Here is a 15,061-nt window from a genome sequence, read left to right on the forward strand (position 1 = left end):
AACCGACCGATGACGGACGGAAAATAGCCGCCGGGTAGAACCAGGCGCTCTAAAAACAGGCGTCAGTATCGCGACCGTTTATGACGGCGCAGTGGCGAAGTGATGTCATCTAGATGACAAATTATTTATGTTCGGAACTATTGGTTTAGAGCCTTGTCGTGCGAATCGGGGATGTGCCAGGGCAGGCAATCGGCGATACTCGCCAGGCTTTCACGCCCCGAACCAGTGAGGATGCCGATGCCGCTGCAACGCCTGGACAGCCTGTCCGAAATTGCCCCGCAAGCCTGGGATGCGCTGGTGCCGCAGGGGCAGCCGTTCGTGCGGCATGCGTTCCTGAGTGCCTTGGAAGACAGCGCCAGCCTGGGCCCGCAATCGGGCTGGCAGCCGGAGCATTTGCTGCACTGGGAGGGTGAGCGGCTGGTGGCGGCGTTGCCCAGCTATCGCAAATGGCATTCCTATGGCGAGTACGTGTTCGATCACGGCTGGGCTGATGCCTGCGAGCGCGCCGGTATCGACTATTACCCCAAGTTGCTCACGGCGGTGCCCTTCAGCCCGGTCAGCGGTCCGCGCTTATTGGCCGCGAGTGCCGATGACGGTTTTGAGCTGCTCAAGAGCCTGCCGGGTTACCTCGAGATCGAGGAGCTTTCCAGCGCCCATATCAACTTCACGGATGACCTGGCCGATGCTGCACTGGCCCGGCAAGCGGGCTGGTTGCAACGCCTGGGCTGTCAGTATCACTGGCAGAACCGGGGCTACCGCGACTTCCAGGACTTCCTCGACGCCTTGAGCTCGCGCAAGCGCAAACAGATGCGCAAGGAGCGCGAGCAAGTGGCGGGGCAGGGGATCGATTTCGAGTGGCTGCAAGGCCATGAACTGAGCGAGGCGCAGTGGGATTTTGTCTACGCCTGCTACGCCAACACCTATGCCGTGCGCCGCCAATCTCCCTACCTGACCCGCGCTTTCTTCAGCCTGCTGGCCGAGCGCATGCCCGAAGCGATCCGCGTGGTACTGGCCAAGCAAGGCTCGCGCCCGGTAGCCATGGCCTTCAGCCTGCTCGGCGGCGACAGTTTCTACGGCCGCTACTGGGGTTGCCTGGCAGAGTTTGATCGCCTGCACTTCGAAACCTGCTTCTACCAGGGCATGGACTACGCCATCGCCCACGGCCTGCAACGCTTCGATGCGGGGGCGCAGGGCGAGCACAAGTTGATCCGTGGGTTCGAGCCGGTGATCACGCGGTCGTGGCACTACCTGCGCCATCCGGGACTGAAGAATGCCGTGGAGGATTTTCTCGAGCGTGAACGGGTGGGGATCGTGGCGTATGCACAGGAGGCAAGGGCAGCCCTGCCTTATCGGCAGGGCTGAACCCGTTTGCCTCAGCCCGGCGCCTCCTTGCCCAGCCATCGATAAGTGAACCCACCGATCACCGCACCCAGGATCGGCGCGAGCCAGAACATCCACAATTGCTGGATCGCCCACCCGCCGACGATCAGTGCCGGGCCGGTACTGCGGGCCGGGTTGACCGAGGTATTGGTCACGGGAATGGAGATCAAGTGGATCAGGGTCAGGGCCAGGCCGATGGCGCAGGGTGCCACGCCCTTGGGGACGCGGCGGTCGGTGGCGCCCAGAATGATCACCACAAACATGGCCGTCATCACCAGCTCACACACAAACCCCGCCGCCAGTGAATACCCGCCTGGCGAATGTTCGCCATAGCCGTTGGACGCCAGGCCCGATGCCAGTTCGAACCCCGGCTTGCCGCTGGCAATGAAGTACAGCAACGCAGCGGCGACCGTGCCACCGACCACCTGCGCGACGATGTACGCCGGTACCTCCCTGGCCGGAAACCTTCCGCCCACTACCAGCCCCACCGATACTGCCGGGTTGAGGTGACAACCGCTGATATGCCCGATGGCCACCGCCATGGTCAGCACCGTGAGCCCGAAGGCCAGGGACACGCCCAACAACCCGATCCCGACTGCGGGAAACGCCGCGGCCAGCACCGCACTCCCGCACCCGCCCAACACCAGCCAAAACGTACCCAACCCCTCTGTGACTGAACGCTTGAACAAAGACATGCAACCCGTCCTTGATAGATCGCTCTACCCAATCAGTAAATCAGTGATGCTCCCTGCAGATTTACTTCAGCGCCCGTCTGGGCACTGCACTGAGTACAGCACGGCTATGGCACAAATCCAGGGCTCTAATGTGGGAGGGGGCAAGCCCCCTCCCACAGGTTGGATCGGAAAGGGGTTGTAAGGGTCAGTCGATGCCGACGAAGCCGCCGGTCTGGTGCTGCCACAACCGTGCATACAACCCACCATGGGCCAGCAGTTCGGCATGGCTGCCGCTTTCGGCAATCTGGCCTTTCTCCAGCACCACCAGGCGGTCCATCCGCGCAATGGTCGACAAGCGGTGGGCAATCGCGATCACGGTCTTGCCCTGCATCAGGGTTTCCAGGCTTTCCTGGATCGCGGCTTCCACTTCCGAGTCCAGCGCTGAGGTGGCTTCGTCCATGATCAGGATCGGTGCGTCCTTGAGCAGTACGCGGGCGATGGCGATACGTTGACGCTGCCCGCCGGAGAGTTTCACGCCGCGCTCACCGACATGCGCATCCAGCCCGGTGCGGCCTTCGGAGTCCGACAGCAATGGGATGAACTCATCCGCGCGCGCCTTGTGCACGGCGGCCCAGAGTTCTTCGTCGGTGGCATCGGGCTTGCCGTACAGCAGGTTGTCGCGGATCGAGCGGTGCAGCAGCGACGTGTCCTGGGTGATCATGCCGATCTGTTCGCGCAAGCTTTCCTGCGCGACGTCGGCGATGTTCTGGCCGTCGATCAGGATACGCCCGCCTTGCAGGTCGTACAGGCGCAGCAGCAGGTTGACCAGGGTCGACTTGCCCGCACCGGACGGGCCGATCAGGCCGATCTTTTCACCGGCCTTGATCTCAAGGTCGAGGCCGCCAATGATCCCGCTCTTCTTGCCATAGTGGAAATCCACCTGCTCGAAACGCACTTCGCCATGGGGCACGCTCAGGCGCGGGGCATTGTCGCGGTCGATCACCGCCAGCGGCTGGGCGATGGTCTTCAGGCCATCCTGCACCTGGCCGATGTTTTCGAAAATGCCGTTGACCACCCACATGATCCAGCCGGACATGTTGACGATTCGGATCACCAGGCCGGTGGCCAGGGCGATCGCGCCAACCGAAATCAGCGACTGCGTCCACAGCCACAGCGCCAGGCCAGTGGTGGTCACGATCAGCAGGCCGTTCATGGTGGTGATCACGATGTCCATGCTGGTGACCACGCGGCTGGCCAGCTGGGTTTTTTCGGTCTGCTCGATGATCGCTTCCTTGGCATACTCCTGCTCATAGCGGGTATGGGCGAACAGCTTCAAGGTGGTAATGTTGGTGTAGCCATCGACGATGCGGCCCATCAATTTGGAGCGCGCCTCGGAGGAAATCACCGAGCGCTCCTTCACCCTTGGCACAAAGTAGCGCAGCGCCAGGCTGTAGCAGAGGATCCAGGTCACCAGCGGGATCATCAGGCGCCAGTCGGCCTCGGCAAACAGCACCAGGGAGCTGATGGCGTAGATCGCCACGTGCCAGATCGCATCCACCGCCGCCACGGCGGAGTCGCGCAGGGAGTTGCCGGTTTGCATGATGCGCTGGGCAATACGCCCGGCGAAGTCGTTCTGGAAGAAATTCAGGCTCTGCTTGAGCACGTAGCTGTGGTTCTGCCAGCGGATCAGGCTGGTCATGCCGGGGCTGATGGTCTGGTGCACCAGCAGGTCATGCAGGGCGCCGAAGATCGGGCGCAGCAACAGGGCGACCACGGCCATCCAGATCAGCTCGGTGCTGTGCACCTGAAAGAAGTCGGCGGGCGGCGTGCCCTGGGCGAGGTCGATGATGCGGCTCAGGTAGCTGAACAGCGCCACTTCGATCAGCGCGCCGATCAGGCCCACCACCAGCAAGGCGGCGAAATGCGGCCACACCTGGCGCAGGTAGTAGAGGTAGAAGGGCAGGACTTTATCAGGCGGGGCGGCGCTGGGGGCGTCGCGGAAGATGTCGATCAGTTGTTCAAAGCGACGATAGAGCATTAGGTATGACGCCCGCCGTGCGGGCTCTCCTTTCAAATGCGCACGCAGCCTTGTGGGCTGCGCGCGGAACTGCCTGCCAGGCTCAGTCGAGGCGCTTGGCCGACTTGATCACGACAGGATCGATTGGCACGTTCTGCATGCCTTGCTTGGTGGTGGTCTGGGAGTTGACGATGATGTCGACCACGTCCATGCCCTTGACCACTTTGGCGAACACGGCGTAACCGGCATCGCGGCCTGGGTCGAGGAACGCATTGTCGGCGACGTTGATGAAGAATTGGCTGGTGGCCGAATTCGGGTCATTGGTGCGCGCCATCGACAAGGTGCCACGTACGTTATGCAGGCCGTTGCTGGCTTCGTTCTTGATTGGCGCGTCGGTCGGCTTCTGCGCCATCTGCGCGGTGAACCCGCCGCCCTGGACCATGAAACCCGGGATCACACGGTGGAAAATCGTGTTGGTGTAGAAGCCCTTGTCGACATAGGCCAGGAAGTTCTTGGTGCTGATTGGCGCCTTGACCGGGTCCAGTTCGATCTCGATATCGCCGTTGGTGGTGGTGATCAATACGTGGGGCGCCTTGGCGGGCTCGGCGGCCATCAGGTTGGCGGCGAACAGAACAGAACCGGCAAAGAAGGCGATTTTTTTCAGCATGGGTCAGTGATCCTGGGTAGTGGTTTCGACTGTCTTTAGAAATTCGAGCAAGGTTGCGTTAAAGACTTCGGGTTGATCCAAGGGCGTGGCATGGCGGGAATCTTCTATCACCACCAGTCGCGCATCGGGCAGCAGTTTTACATAGTTTTGTTTCTGCGCCACAGGGGTGTAGTCGTGGTCGGCGCTGATGACCAGCGTAGGACAGGTAATGCGCGAAAGATGTTCCTGCACCCCCCATCCCACAATCGCATCGAAGCTGGCGAGATAAGCACGTTTGTCGTTCTTTGCCCAGCGTTCGGCCATTTTGCGGCGCAGGTCGGCCTGGTGCGGTTTTGGGAAGAGCCGTTCGCCCAACGCCTTGCCGATTGTGGAGAGGCTCAGCAAGCGTGCCAGGCTCCAGCGCTTGGCCCACTGCCAGTAATCATCGGCACTGCGCACCTTGACCTCGGGGGCGCTGTTGACGATGCAGAGGCTCTTGACCCGCGCCGGTTCGTCCACGGCCAGTTGGAAAGCGATCATGCCACCCATGGACAAGCCCACCACGTGGGCCGGTGGCAGGTCCAGGTGTTCGAACAAGGCGATCAGGTCGTAGGTGAAACCCGGGATGCTGTAGCGTTCGCGCGGTTTGTCCGAGCGGCCGTGGCCGCGCACGTCCACCACGATCAGGCGGTAATGCCGGGCCAGCACTGGAATCTGCAGTTCCCAGTCCTGGCTGCTGGAGCCCAGGCCGTGGATCAGCACCAGCGGCGTGCCGTGGCCATATTCCTCGTAGTGCAGGCTGCATCCTTCATGGTCGAACCAGGCCATGGGCGAACTCCGTTTCAGGCTTGCCGGGGGGCGGCGAAGGGCGCGTCCAGCGGTGCAGTGTCAAAGGTGCGCAGCAGTTCCACGAGGATCTGCGTGGCAGGCCCCAGGGGTTTGTCCTTGTTTGAATACAGGTAGAACGTGGGGTGGCGGCTACCGCCCTGTTCCAGCGGCAGTTGCTTGAGAACGCCTTCGGCGAGTTCGCGCTCGATCATGTGCCGGGGCAACCAGGCGAAGCCCAGGCCGCTGCCGACAAAGGCGGCGGCGGTGGCCAGGCTGCCGACGGTCCAGCGCTGTTCGGCGCCGAGCCAACCCACATCGCGCGGTTGCTGGCGGCCGGAGTCGCGGATCACCACCTGCATCTGGCTTTCCAGGTCCTGGAAGCTCAGTTCGCGGTTCATGCGGTGCAGCGTGTGCTCGGGATGGGCCACTGCGACAAACTCCACGTCGCTCATTTCCGTGCCCAGGTAGCCGGGGATACTGAACCCGCAGATCGCCAGGTCGGCGACGCCTTCCATCAGCAACTCTTCAACGCCAGACAACACCTCTTCCCGCAGGCGCACGCGGCAGCCACGGCTCTGGGGCATGAAGGCGGAAAGAGCGCGCACCAGGCGCGCATTCGGATAGGCCGCGTCCACCACCAGGCGCACTTCGGCTTCCCAGCCCTGCTCCATATGGTGGGCAAGGTCCTCCAACTGGCTGGCGTTTTTCACCAGTTGCCTGGAGCGGCGCAACAGCACTTCACCAGCGTCGGTGAGTACCGCCTTGCGCCCGTCAATGCGCAACAGCGGTACGCCAAGCTGGTCCTGCATGCGGGCCACGGTATAGCTCACCGAGGACTGCGAGCGGTGCAGCGCTTCGGCCGCCTGGGCGAAGCCGCCATGGTCGACCACGGCTTGCAGCGTGCGCCATTGATCGAGGGTAACGCGGGGCGCTTTCAAGATGGGCTCCTCTTGTCCTAAGCTGGCTGTCCTTATTGGAGACTGCCGAATGAGAAAATTCTGTTGTGTGTTGCTGGCGCTGCTGCCGATGAGTGCGTTTGCCTACCCCATCGACGTGACCAAGAAGATCGACGGCGTGAGCATCGATTACACCGCCTCTGACGTGGACGGCGACATCAGTTCGATCCAACTCAATAACTACGGCACCCACGATGCCGTGTGCTCGGTAACCTTCACCAACGGCCCGGAATCGCCGCGTCGCCGCACGGTCACGGTGCCGGCGGGCAAAAGTACCAACACCACGGTCAAGTTCAACCGCGCCATTATCAAGATGCGTATCGCCCTGGCCTGCACGCCGAAATAAGCCGAGAGCGGAGCATGCTCCGCCTTTGAACAAATTTATAGATGGGTTATAGCAGTTTTTTGCGCTTTTTAATCGAATTGGCTCTGTTTAATCTTCACTCCATCGACTTACAGCAATTACAGATGGAGCCTACAACGCCATGTCCAACGTTCTGATCATCGAAAGCAGCGCTCGCCAGCAGGATTCGATTTCCCGCCAACTGACCCAGCAATTCATCAGCCAATGGCAGGCCGCTCACCCGACAGATCAGATCACCGTCCGTGACGTGGCGCTCAACCCGGTTCCACACCTGGATGCCAACCTGCTCGGCGGCTGGATGAAGCCGGCCGATCAGCGCAACGCCGACGAACAGGCGTCCCTGGATCGTTCCAACGCATTGACCGACGAATTGCTCGCCGCCGACGTCCTGGTGATGGCTGCGCCGATGTACAACTTCGCGATCCCCAGCACCCTCAAAGCCTGGCTGGACCACGTGTTGCGTGCGGGTGTGACCTTCAAGTACACCGCCACCGGCCCTCAGGGTCTGCTGACTGGCAAGCGCGCCATCGTGCTCACCGCTCGCGGCGGCATCCACACCGGCGCCAGCTCCGATCACCAGGAACCGTACCTGCGTCAGGTCATGGCCTTCATCGGGATTCATGACGTCACCTTCATTCATGCCGAAGGGGTGAACCTGAGCGGTGACTTCCAGGAAAAGGGCATCAACCACGCCAAGGCGCTGCTGGCCCAGGTGGCTTGATCCTTTAATCGTCACATAATCGCGCAGTGTTTATATCGCTCCACGCCAACCCTTCAAGTACGCGTAACGAACCTCCCTTTGCACTTTTGCTCCTGAGTGCTACCGCCCGACTGACGCTTTAGCGAGGTCGGGTTTTTTTTGCCTCGAGTTTCTTCAACCGTCGAAAACCGTTAATGTCCCGCCCATTCGAAACGAGGCGCGCATGGGCTACTTACTGGTTGTTACCCTGATTCAGGCATTTTCCTTCAGCTTGATCGGCGAATACCTTGCCGGTCACGTCGACAGCTACTTCGCCGTGCTGGTGCGTGTGCTGCTGGCCGGGCTGGTGTTCATCCCGCTGACCCGCTGGCGCTCGGTGGAACCGGCCTTCATGCGCGGCATGCTGGTGATCGGCGCGCTGCAGTTCGGCGTGACCTATGTGTGCCTGTACTTGAGCTTTCGTGTGCTCACCGTGCCGGAAGTGCTGCTGTTCACCATTCTCACGCCGTTGCACGTGACCCTCATCGAGGACGCCCTCAACCGTCGCTTCAACCCCTGGGCGCTGGTCGCCGCACTGGTGGCGGTAGCGGGCGCAGCGGTGATTCGCTTCGACCAGATCACCCCGCATTTCCTTGGCGGTTTCCTGCTGCTGCAATTGGCCAACTTCACCTACGCCGCCGGCCAGGTGATGTACAAGCACCTGGTGGCGCGCTACCCCAGTGACCTGCCGCACTACCGGCGCTTTGGTTACTTCTATGTGGGCGCGTTGTTGGTGGTGTTGCCGGCATTCCTGCTGTTCGGCAAGGCTGACTTCCTGCCGGAGGCGCCGCTGCAATGGGGCGTGCTGGTGTTCCTTGGCCTGGTCAGTACGGCGCTGGGCATGTACTGGTGGAACAAGGGTGCCTGCCTGGTGCAGGGCGGTACGCTGGCGGTGATGAATAACCTGCATGTGCCGGTGGGGTTGCTGCTGAATTTGCTGATCTGGAACCAGCATGAGCCGCTGGGGCAGTTGGCGTTGGGTGGGGTGGTGATTCTGGGGGCGGTGTGGATCAGTCGGTTGGGCGCGAAGGCGCCCAACCGCTCCCTGGTTTAGCCCGCGCGACTTTCAGGGGCCGGCAAATGACTGGCCCCCAACACCGCCGGCAACACCCCGGCGCGCAAGTCATTCCCACTCGGCTGCTGATACAGACTCAAGCCAAATTCCGGCAACACCGCCAGCAGATAATCAAAGATATCCCCCTGGATCCGCTCGTAATCGGCCCATGCCGTGGTGCGGGTGAAGCAGTAGATCTCCAGCGGCACGCCCTGGGCGGTGGTCTGCATCTGGCGCACCATGCAGGTCATGTTCGGCTGGATGTCCGGATGGCTTTTCAGGTAGGCCAGGGCATAGGCGCGGAAGGTGCCGAGGTTGGTCATGCGGCGGCGGTTGGCCGACAGTTGCGCGCTGTGGCCCTGGGCTTCGTTCCAGGCCTTGAGTTCGGCCTGTTTTCGCCCGATGTAGTCGGTGAGCAGGTGCACCTGGGTCATGCGCAGTTCTTCGTCGTCGCGCAGGAAGCGCACGCCGCTGGCGTCGATGAACAGGCTGCGCTTGATGCGGCGCCCGCCGGAGGCCTGCATGCCGCGCCAGTTCTTGAACGACTCGGACATCAGGCGCCAGGTGGGGATGGAGACGATGGTCTTGTCGAAGTTCTGCACCTTGACCGTGTGCAACGTGATGTCCACCACATCACCATCAGCGCCGACCTGGGGCATTTCGATCCAGTCGCCGACCCGCAGCATGTCGTTGCTGGTCAACTGCACGCTGGCGACGAACGACAGCAACGTGTCCTTGTACACCAACAGGATCACCGCCGACATCGCACCCAGCCCCGACAGCAGCAACAGCGGAGAGCGGTCGATCAGGGTGGCGACGATGATGATCGCGCCAAACACGAACAGCACCATCTTCGCCAACTGCACATAGCCCTTGATCGAGCGGGTGCGCGCGTGTTCGGTACGGGCGTAGATGTCCAGCAGGGCGTTGAGCAGGGCGCTGATGGCCAGCACCAGGAACAGGATGGTCAGCGCCAGGGCCACGTTGCCGATGAACAGGATGGCGGTCTTGCTCAGGTCCGGCACCAGGTACAGGCCGAACTGGATCACCAGTGACGGCGTCATCTGCGCCAGGCGATGGAAGACCTTGTTGTGCCGCAGGTCGTTGAGCCAGTGCAGGGACGGTTGCCGGCCAAGCAGTTTGACGGCGTGGAGGATGAGGTAGCGCGCCACTCGTCCGAGCACCAGGGCCACCACCAGCAACACCAGCAAGCCGAGGCTGGCGTGCAGCAGCGGGTGTTCATCGAGGGCGCCCCAGAGGTCCTGGGCGTTGAGCCAGAGCTGTTTGATATCCATGGGTGAAACCGATTCTTCTGTGGGACAAGACGGGGCGATTAGAGCATTTAAGTGCAACAAAGTTGACGCCATGGACAAATGTCCTGACAAAAAAGCGGCCGATTCACACCGTTCACGTAAAGAAACTCGGTTTGGGCGCCCGAAACCGGTAACCTATGCAGCTGATTTTTTGTATTTCTTCGAGGTAGCACCCGTGTTTTCCCAATTCGCCCTGCACGAACGCCTGCTCAAAGCCGTGGCCGAGCTTAAATTTGTCGAGCCTACGCCTGTGCAGGCAGCGGCCATCCCGCTCGCGCTCGAAGGGCGTGACCTGCGGGTGACAGCTCAAACCGGGAGTGGCAAGACCGCCGCTTTTGTCCTGCCTGTGCTGAACCGCCTGATCGGTCCGGCCAAAGTGCGCGTCAGCATCAAGACCCTGATCCTGCTGCCGACCCGCGAGCTGGCCCAGCAGACCTTGAAGGAAGTCGAGCGCTTCTCCCAGTTCACCTTCATCAAGTCCGGCATCATCACCGGCGGTGAAGACTTCAAGGTCCAGGCCGCCATGCTGCGCAAGGTGCCGGACATCCTGATCGGCACCCCGGGGCGCATGATCGAGCAGCTCAACGCCGGCAACCTCGACCTCAAGGAAGTCGAAGTGCTGGTGCTGGACGAAGCCGACCGCATGCTCGACATGGGCTTTGCCGACGATGTACAGCGCCTGGTGGGCGAGTGCATCAACCGCCAGCAGACCATGCTGTTCTCCGCCACCACCGGCGGTTCCACCCTGCGCGAGATGGTCGCCAAGGTGCTGAACAATCCTGAGCACCTGCAGGTCAACAACGTCAGCGACCTGAACGCGACCACGCGCCAGCAGATCGTCACCGCCGATCACAACGTGCATAAAGAGCAGATCCTCAATTGGCTGCTGGCCAACGAGACCTATCAGAAAGCCATTGTGTTCACCAACACCCGCGCCGCCGCCGACCGCATCTACGGCCGCCTGGTGGCCCAGGAATACAAGGCGTTCGTGCTGCACGGCGAGAAAGACCAGAAGGACCGCAAGCTGGCCATCGACCGCCTCAAGGCCGGCGGCGTGAAGATCCTGGTGGCCACCGACGTTGCCGCACGCGGCCTGGACGTGGACGGCCTGGACCTGGTGATCAACTTCGACATGCCCCGCAGCGGCGACGAATACGTGCACCGTATCGGCCGTACCGGGCGTGCCGGCAACGATGGCCTGGCCATCTCGCTGATCTGCCATGGCGACTGGAACCTGATGTCGAGCATCGAACGCTACCTCAAGCAGTCGTTCGAGCGCCGTACCATCAAGGAAGTCAAAGGCACCTACACCGGGCCGAAGAAGGTCAAGGCCTCGGGCAAGGCCGTTGGCGTGAAGAAGAAAAAGACCGACGCCAAGGGCGATAAGAAGAAAACCGGCGCCAAGTCGCCCACCAAGCGCAAGATCGCCAACCGGCCGAAGACCGACAACCTGTCGCTCGTCAGCAAGGACGGCATGGCACCGCTCAAGCGCCGCAAGCCGCAAGCCCCGGCTGCCGAATAAGGCGCGGGTGATGTGAAAAAACCGGACGATTGTCCGGTTTTTTTATGCCCTCAGTCTTTGGCTTTGGCGGCGGCTTCCTTGAGTTCCTTGAGCCGGGCGTCGATCAACTGGCATTTGTCGGGGAACTCCGCGCTTTGCGTATCCAGGTCCATCTTCTGCAGTTCGTCGTTGATCTCCTTGGCCTTGGTCGGATTCTGTTCGGTCAGCCTGGTCACTTCCTGAGCCAATTGCTCGCGCTTGCTCGTGGCTTCGTCGGGCGTACAGGCCCAGGCGGGCAGGGCGCTAAACAGCGCGGCCGCGACGGCAAGGTTCATCAGGGTTTTCATGGGTACACCTCCTTGGCGGATATGAGCTGTTGAGGCCGCGAACGTCTGGAAAGTTCAGAGAAATAACGTCCGTCTATTCGGCTGAACGGTGACCGACAGGGCGTGTCACACCTCTAGACAGGCTATTTTCCACCCGCCTGCAGGAGGAATCAGGATGACGACTTACAACTGGGATCTGATCGAACGTCTGCTGCATGAAGTGCAGAACGGCGAGGGCAGCTTCGCCCCACGCAAATACGCCGAGCAGGAAGCGGTCGAGAAGGCCACGGCGGGCGAGTCCACCGGTAACCTGGACGCGCTCAAGAAGACCGCGGCAGATTATGAAGCGCTGTTGTTCAAGCGCGGCTTCATCGAGTCGCGCCCTGAAGAGGAGGGCGGCAATGGTGAGAATTTCATCCTGACTCCGCTCGGCGCGCAGCTGTTGGCGCTGATCGACAGTTCGATCCCGGGCAATGATCACCCGCGCCAGGTGCTGGACGAACAGGCGGATGCACTGGACCCAACGACCTTTGCCGAAGTGGCCTCCAAGGCGCAGATCGCCTGACCCCCTACGCTCCGGCACCGAGTACGGTGCCGGGCGAACCTGTCAGATCGGTAATCTGCCGCTAAGCTGGCTGACAGCCGGCCCTGCCTAATCTGCTGCCATTCAACCCATGGAATTGAATCGGCATGCACTCCACCACTACCCGACGAACCTTCGTCAAAGGCCTGGCCGCCGGCGGCTTGCTCAGCGGACTAGGGCTCTGGCGCAGCCCGGTCTGGGCGCTCACCAGTCCCGGTCAGCCCACCGTGCTGGCGGGTACCGAATTCGATTTGTTCATCGACCAGATGCCAGTCAACCTCACCGGTCGCAACCGTACCGCGCTGACCATCAACGGCAGCCTGCCTGGCCCCTTGCTGCGCTGGCGCGAAGGCGACACGGTCACCGTGCGCGTGAAGAACCGCCTGGCCGAGCCGACGTCGATCCACTGGCACGGCATTCTCCTGCCGTCGTCCATGGACGGTGTGCCGGGCTTGAGCTTCAAGGGCATCGAGCCGGGTGGGGTGTTTGTCTACCAGTTCACGCTCAAGCAGCACGGCACCTACTGGTACCACAGCCACTCGGGGTTTCAGGAGCAGCAGGGTGTGTATGGCCCGTTGGTGATCGATCCCAGGGAGCCCGAGCCCTTCACTTACCAACGTGACTACGTGGTGATGCTGTCGGACTGGACCGATGAAGACCCGGTTGCGCTGATGAAAACCCTCAAGAAACAGTCCGACTACTACAACCTGCACAAACCCACCGTGGGCGATTTCGTGCGGGATGTGGGCAAGCAGGGCTGGTCGGCCACCGCCGCCGATCGCCTGATGTGGGCGCAGATGAAGATGAACCCCACCGACCTCGCCGACGTCAGCGGTGAGACCTACACCTACCTGCTCAATGGCCAGCCACCGGAACGCAATTGGACTGGCCTGTTCCGGGCGGGCGAGACCCTGCGCCTGCGCTTCATCAACGGCTCGGCGATGAGCTATTTCGATGTGCGCATCCCGGGGCTGAAAATGACGGTGATCGCCGCCGATGGCCAGCCGGTGCAGCCAGTGAGTGTCGATGAGTTCCGCATTGCCGTGGCGGAGACCTTTGATGTGCTGGTCGAACCTACCGCGGTCGCCTACACCCTGTTTGCGCAGTCGATGGACCGCAGTGGTTACGCCCGCGGCACGCTGGCCCTTCAAGCGGGAGCAATCGCGTCGGTGCCGGCGCTGGACCCGCGCCCCTGGATCACCATGGACGACATGGGCATGGGCGGCATGGACCACGGCGCCATGGCGGATATGCCGGACATGGCGGGCATGGATCACAGCGCCATGTCGATGCAGGCCCATCCGGCCAGCGAGCAAGGCAACCCGCTGGTGGACATGCAGGCCATGAACCCGGTGCCCAAGCTCGACGACCCCGGCATCGGCCTGCGCAACAACGGCCGGCGTGTCCTGACTTACGCCGACTTGCGCAGCACCTTTGAAGACCCTGACGGCCGCGACCCCAGCCGCACCCTTGAGCTGCACCTCACCGGGCACATGGAGAAGTTCGCCTGGTCGTTCAATGGCGTGAAGTTTTCCGATGCCGAACCCTTGCAGCTCACGTATGGCGAGCGGGTCCGGCTGGTGCTGGTCAACGACACCATGATGAGCCATCCCATTCATCTGCATGGCTTGTGGAGTGATCTGGAGGATGAAAACGGCCAGTTCCAAGTGCGCAAGCACACCATCGACATGCCGCCGGGCTCGCGGCGCAGCTACCGCGTAACCGCTGATGCGCTGGGGCGTTGGGCCTATCACTGCCACCTGCTGTACCACATGGAAATGGGCATGTTCCGAGAGGTGCGCGTGCATGAATAAGGACGCAAGCATGAGCCATCGTGTTTTATTCGCCGTTATCGGGCTGGCGTTCGCTCCGTTGGTGCAGGCCGACGAGTTCCAGGGCATGAGCCCGGCGACACCGGCGCTCACCGAGAGCCGCACACCGATCCCGGCGCTGACCGATGCTGATCGCGCGGCGGTGTACAACGCACCCGGTGGGCACAGGGTTCATGACAGTGGCGTCAATTCGCTGCTGCTGATCAACCAGTTGGAATGGCAGGGCGGTGACGGTGCAGGCGCGCTGAACTGGGATATCAAAGGCTGGGTTGGCGGCGATATCGACCGTCTGTGGCTGCGCAGTGAAGGCGAGCGCAGTGCCGGTCGCACTGAAAGTGCCGAGGTCCAGGCCCTGTGGGGGCACGCCATCAGCCCGTGGTGGGACCTGGTGGGCGGCGTGCGCCATGACTTCAAACCGGGCGACGGCCAGACCTGGGCGGCGTTCGGCGCCCAGGGCATGGCGCTGTACAACTTCGAAGCCGAAGCCACGTTGTTTGTCGGTGAGGCGGGTCGTACCGCTGCTCGCCTGGAGGGCGACTACGACATCCTGCTGACCAACCGGCTGATCCTGCAGCCCACCGCTGAACTCAACTTCTATGGACGCAACGACCCGCCGCGCGGCGTCGGTTCGGGCCTGTCGGACAGTGAGCTGGGTTTGAGGTTGCGTTACGAAGTACGCCGTGAGTTCGCGCCCTACGTGGGCGTCAGCTGGAACCGCAGCTACGGCCAGACCGCGCAATACGCTCGGGATGAAGGCGAAGACATCAGCCAATGGCGCTGGGTGGTCGGTGTGCGTCTGTGGTTCTGACGGTTTTACCCATCCTATAACTCACTCGCCGCCATGAGCG

Annotated in this window: 15 protein-coding genes; 8 read left to right on the plus strand and 7 right to left on the minus strand. The window is 62.0% G+C overall.

Going from position 1 to position 15,061, the window contains the following annotated elements; translation table 11 throughout:
* The first annotated feature begins 237 nt into the window (after positions 1-237).
* On the plus strand, positions 238-1,362 hold the full coding sequence (locus tag BMX59_RS13175; RefSeq protein WP_092242859.1) for a GNAT family N-acetyltransferase: 1,125 nt from the start codon (positions 238-240) through the stop codon (positions 1,360-1,362).
* An 11-nt stretch (positions 1,363-1,373) separates the two neighbouring features.
* Here the strand turns inward: BMX59_RS13175 and aqpZ are convergent, their stop codons facing one another.
* From aqpZ to BMX59_RS13200, 5 genes are all read right to left on the minus strand, one after another.
* Entirely contained in the window at positions 1,374-2,075 is a 702-nt protein-coding gene (gene aqpZ / locus BMX59_RS13180) for an aquaporin Z (RefSeq protein WP_093122121.1), read from the minus strand.
* A 184-nt stretch (positions 2,076-2,259) separates the two neighbouring features.
* The gene (locus BMX59_RS13185; RefSeq protein ID WP_092242864.1) at positions 2,260-4,092 is read right to left on the minus strand and encodes an ABC transporter ATP-binding protein; all 1,833 of its coding nucleotides are present in this window, start codon (positions 4,090-4,092) and stop codon (positions 2,260-2,262) included.
* Between the two features lie 82 nt (positions 4,093-4,174).
* The gene (locus BMX59_RS13190; protein WP_071491351.1) at positions 4,175-4,738 is read right to left on the minus strand and encodes a peptidylprolyl isomerase; all 564 of its coding nucleotides are present in this window, start codon (positions 4,736-4,738) and stop codon (positions 4,175-4,177) included.
* Positions 4,739-4,741: 3 nt separating this feature from the next.
* The gene (locus BMX59_RS13195; protein WP_093122127.1) at positions 4,742-5,545 is read right to left on the minus strand and encodes an alpha/beta fold hydrolase; all 804 of its coding nucleotides are present in this window, start codon (positions 5,543-5,545) and stop codon (positions 4,742-4,744) included.
* Positions 5,546-5,559: 14 nt separating this feature from the next.
* A complete protein-coding gene (locus BMX59_RS13200) occupies positions 5,560-6,483 on the minus strand; it encodes a PA3225 family LysR-type transcriptional regulator (protein ID WP_071491349.1) in 924 nt (307 codons plus the stop codon).
* Positions 6,484-6,532: 49 nt separating this feature from the next.
* On the opposite strand from BMX59_RS13200, the gene BMX59_RS13205 reads away from it, so the two are divergent.
* The 3 genes from BMX59_RS13205 to BMX59_RS13215 all read left to right on the plus strand — a co-directional run bounded on the left by BMX59_RS13205 (position 6,533) and on the right by BMX59_RS13215 (position 8,658).
* On the plus strand, positions 6,533-6,847 hold the full coding sequence (locus tag BMX59_RS13205) for a hypothetical protein (RefSeq protein ID WP_058425359.1): 315 nt from the start codon (positions 6,533-6,535) through the stop codon (positions 6,845-6,847).
* 139 nt (positions 6,848-6,986) lie between these two features.
* Positions 6,987-7,586: an FMN-dependent NADH-azoreductase gene (locus tag BMX59_RS13210; protein ID WP_071491348.1), complete on the plus strand. Its 600-nt coding sequence runs from the start codon at positions 6,987-6,989 to the stop codon at positions 7,584-7,586.
* Between the two features lie 202 nt (positions 7,587-7,788).
* Positions 7,789-8,658, plus strand: a complete 870-nt coding sequence (locus tag BMX59_RS13215) for a carboxylate/amino acid/amine transporter (protein ID WP_093122131.1) — start codon at positions 7,789-7,791, stop codon at positions 8,656-8,658.
* Here BMX59_RS13215 and BMX59_RS13220 read toward each other — a convergent pair.
* Positions 8,655-9,953, minus strand: a complete 1,299-nt coding sequence (locus tag BMX59_RS13220; RefSeq protein ID WP_092242872.1) for a mechanosensitive ion channel family protein — start codon at positions 9,951-9,953, stop codon at positions 8,655-8,657. The two genes, BMX59_RS13215 and BMX59_RS13220, sit on opposite strands and share 4 nt — an antisense overlap.
* 193 nt (positions 9,954-10,146) lie before the next feature.
* Between BMX59_RS13220 and BMX59_RS13225 the strand changes: the two genes are divergently transcribed.
* Positions 10,147-11,493: a DEAD/DEAH box helicase gene (locus tag BMX59_RS13225; RefSeq protein WP_093122552.1), complete on the plus strand. Its 1,347-nt coding sequence runs from the start codon at positions 10,147-10,149 to the stop codon at positions 11,491-11,493.
* A gap of 50 nt (positions 11,494-11,543) precedes the next feature.
* Here the strand turns inward: BMX59_RS13225 and BMX59_RS13230 are convergent, their stop codons facing one another.
* Positions 11,544-11,819, minus strand: a complete 276-nt coding sequence (locus BMX59_RS13230) for a hypothetical protein (protein WP_092242875.1) — start codon at positions 11,817-11,819, stop codon at positions 11,544-11,546.
* A 154-nt stretch (positions 11,820-11,973) separates the two neighbouring features.
* Here BMX59_RS13230 and BMX59_RS13235 point away from each other — a divergent pair, with 154 nt between their 5' ends.
* The 3 genes from BMX59_RS13235 to BMX59_RS13245 all read left to right on the plus strand — a co-directional run bounded on the left by BMX59_RS13235 (position 11,974) and on the right by BMX59_RS13245 (position 15,021).
* A complete protein-coding gene (locus BMX59_RS13235) occupies positions 11,974-12,363 on the plus strand; it encodes a transcriptional regulator (protein ID WP_093122138.1) in 390 nt (129 codons plus the stop codon).
* Between the two features lie 125 nt (positions 12,364-12,488).
* Entirely contained in the window at positions 12,489-14,195 is a 1,707-nt protein-coding gene (locus BMX59_RS13240) for a copper resistance system multicopper oxidase (protein ID WP_093122142.1), read from the plus strand.
* 10 nt (positions 14,196-14,205) lie between these two features.
* Positions 14,206-15,021 (plus strand): copper resistance protein B, encoded by an 816-nt coding sequence (locus tag BMX59_RS13245; protein WP_093122147.1) that lies wholly within the window; start codon positions 14,206-14,208, stop codon positions 15,019-15,021.
* Positions 15,022-15,061 lie beyond the last annotated feature (40 nt).

It is taken from the genome of Pseudomonas sp. NFR09 (assembly GCF_900111535.1).
GTDB lineage: Bacteria > Pseudomonadota > Gammaproteobacteria > Pseudomonadales > Pseudomonadaceae > Aquipseudomonas > Aquipseudomonas extremorientalis.

What these genes read in the sequence shown, in the direction of transcription:
- BMX59_RS13175 (WP_092242859.1), top strand. Translation starts at nt 238, where the DNA reads ATGCCGCTGCAACGCCTGGACAGCCTGTCCGAAATTGCCCCGCAAGCC.
- aqpZ (WP_093122121.1), bottom strand. Translation starts at nt 2,075, where the DNA reads ATGTCTTTGTTCAAGCGTTCAGTCACAGAGGGGTTGGGTACGTTTTGG.
- BMX59_RS13185 (WP_092242864.1), bottom strand. Translation starts at nt 4,092, where the DNA reads ATGCTCTATCGTCGCTTTGAACAACTGATCGACATCTTCCGCGACGCC.
- BMX59_RS13190 (WP_071491351.1), bottom strand. Translation starts at nt 4,738, where the DNA reads ATGCTGAAAAAAATCGCCTTCTTTGCCGGTTCTGTTCTGTTCGCCGCC.
- BMX59_RS13195 (WP_093122127.1), bottom strand. Translation starts at nt 5,545, where the DNA reads ATGGCCTGGTTCGACCATGAAGGATGCAGCCTGCACTACGAGGAATAT.
- BMX59_RS13205 (WP_058425359.1), top strand. Translation starts at nt 6,533, where the DNA reads ATGAGAAAATTCTGTTGTGTGTTGCTGGCGCTGCTGCCGATGAGTGCG.
- BMX59_RS13210 (WP_071491348.1), top strand. Translation starts at nt 6,987, where the DNA reads ATGTCCAACGTTCTGATCATCGAAAGCAGCGCTCGCCAGCAGGATTCG.
- BMX59_RS13215 (WP_093122131.1), top strand. Translation starts at nt 7,789, where the DNA reads ATGGGCTACTTACTGGTTGTTACCCTGATTCAGGCATTTTCCTTCAGC.
- BMX59_RS13220 (WP_092242872.1), bottom strand. Translation starts at nt 9,953, where the DNA reads ATGGATATCAAACAGCTCTGGCTCAACGCCCAGGACCTCTGGGGCGCC.
- BMX59_RS13230 (WP_092242875.1), bottom strand. Translation starts at nt 11,819, where the DNA reads ATGAAAACCCTGATGAACCTTGCCGTCGCGGCCGCGCTGTTTAGCGCC.
- BMX59_RS13235 (WP_093122138.1), top strand. Translation starts at nt 11,974, where the DNA reads ATGACGACTTACAACTGGGATCTGATCGAACGTCTGCTGCATGAAGTG.
- BMX59_RS13240 (WP_093122142.1), top strand. Translation starts at nt 12,489, where the DNA reads ATGCACTCCACCACTACCCGACGAACCTTCGTCAAAGGCCTGGCCGCC.
- BMX59_RS13245 (WP_093122147.1), top strand. Translation starts at nt 14,206, where the DNA reads ATGAGCCATCGTGTTTTATTCGCCGTTATCGGGCTGGCGTTCGCTCCG.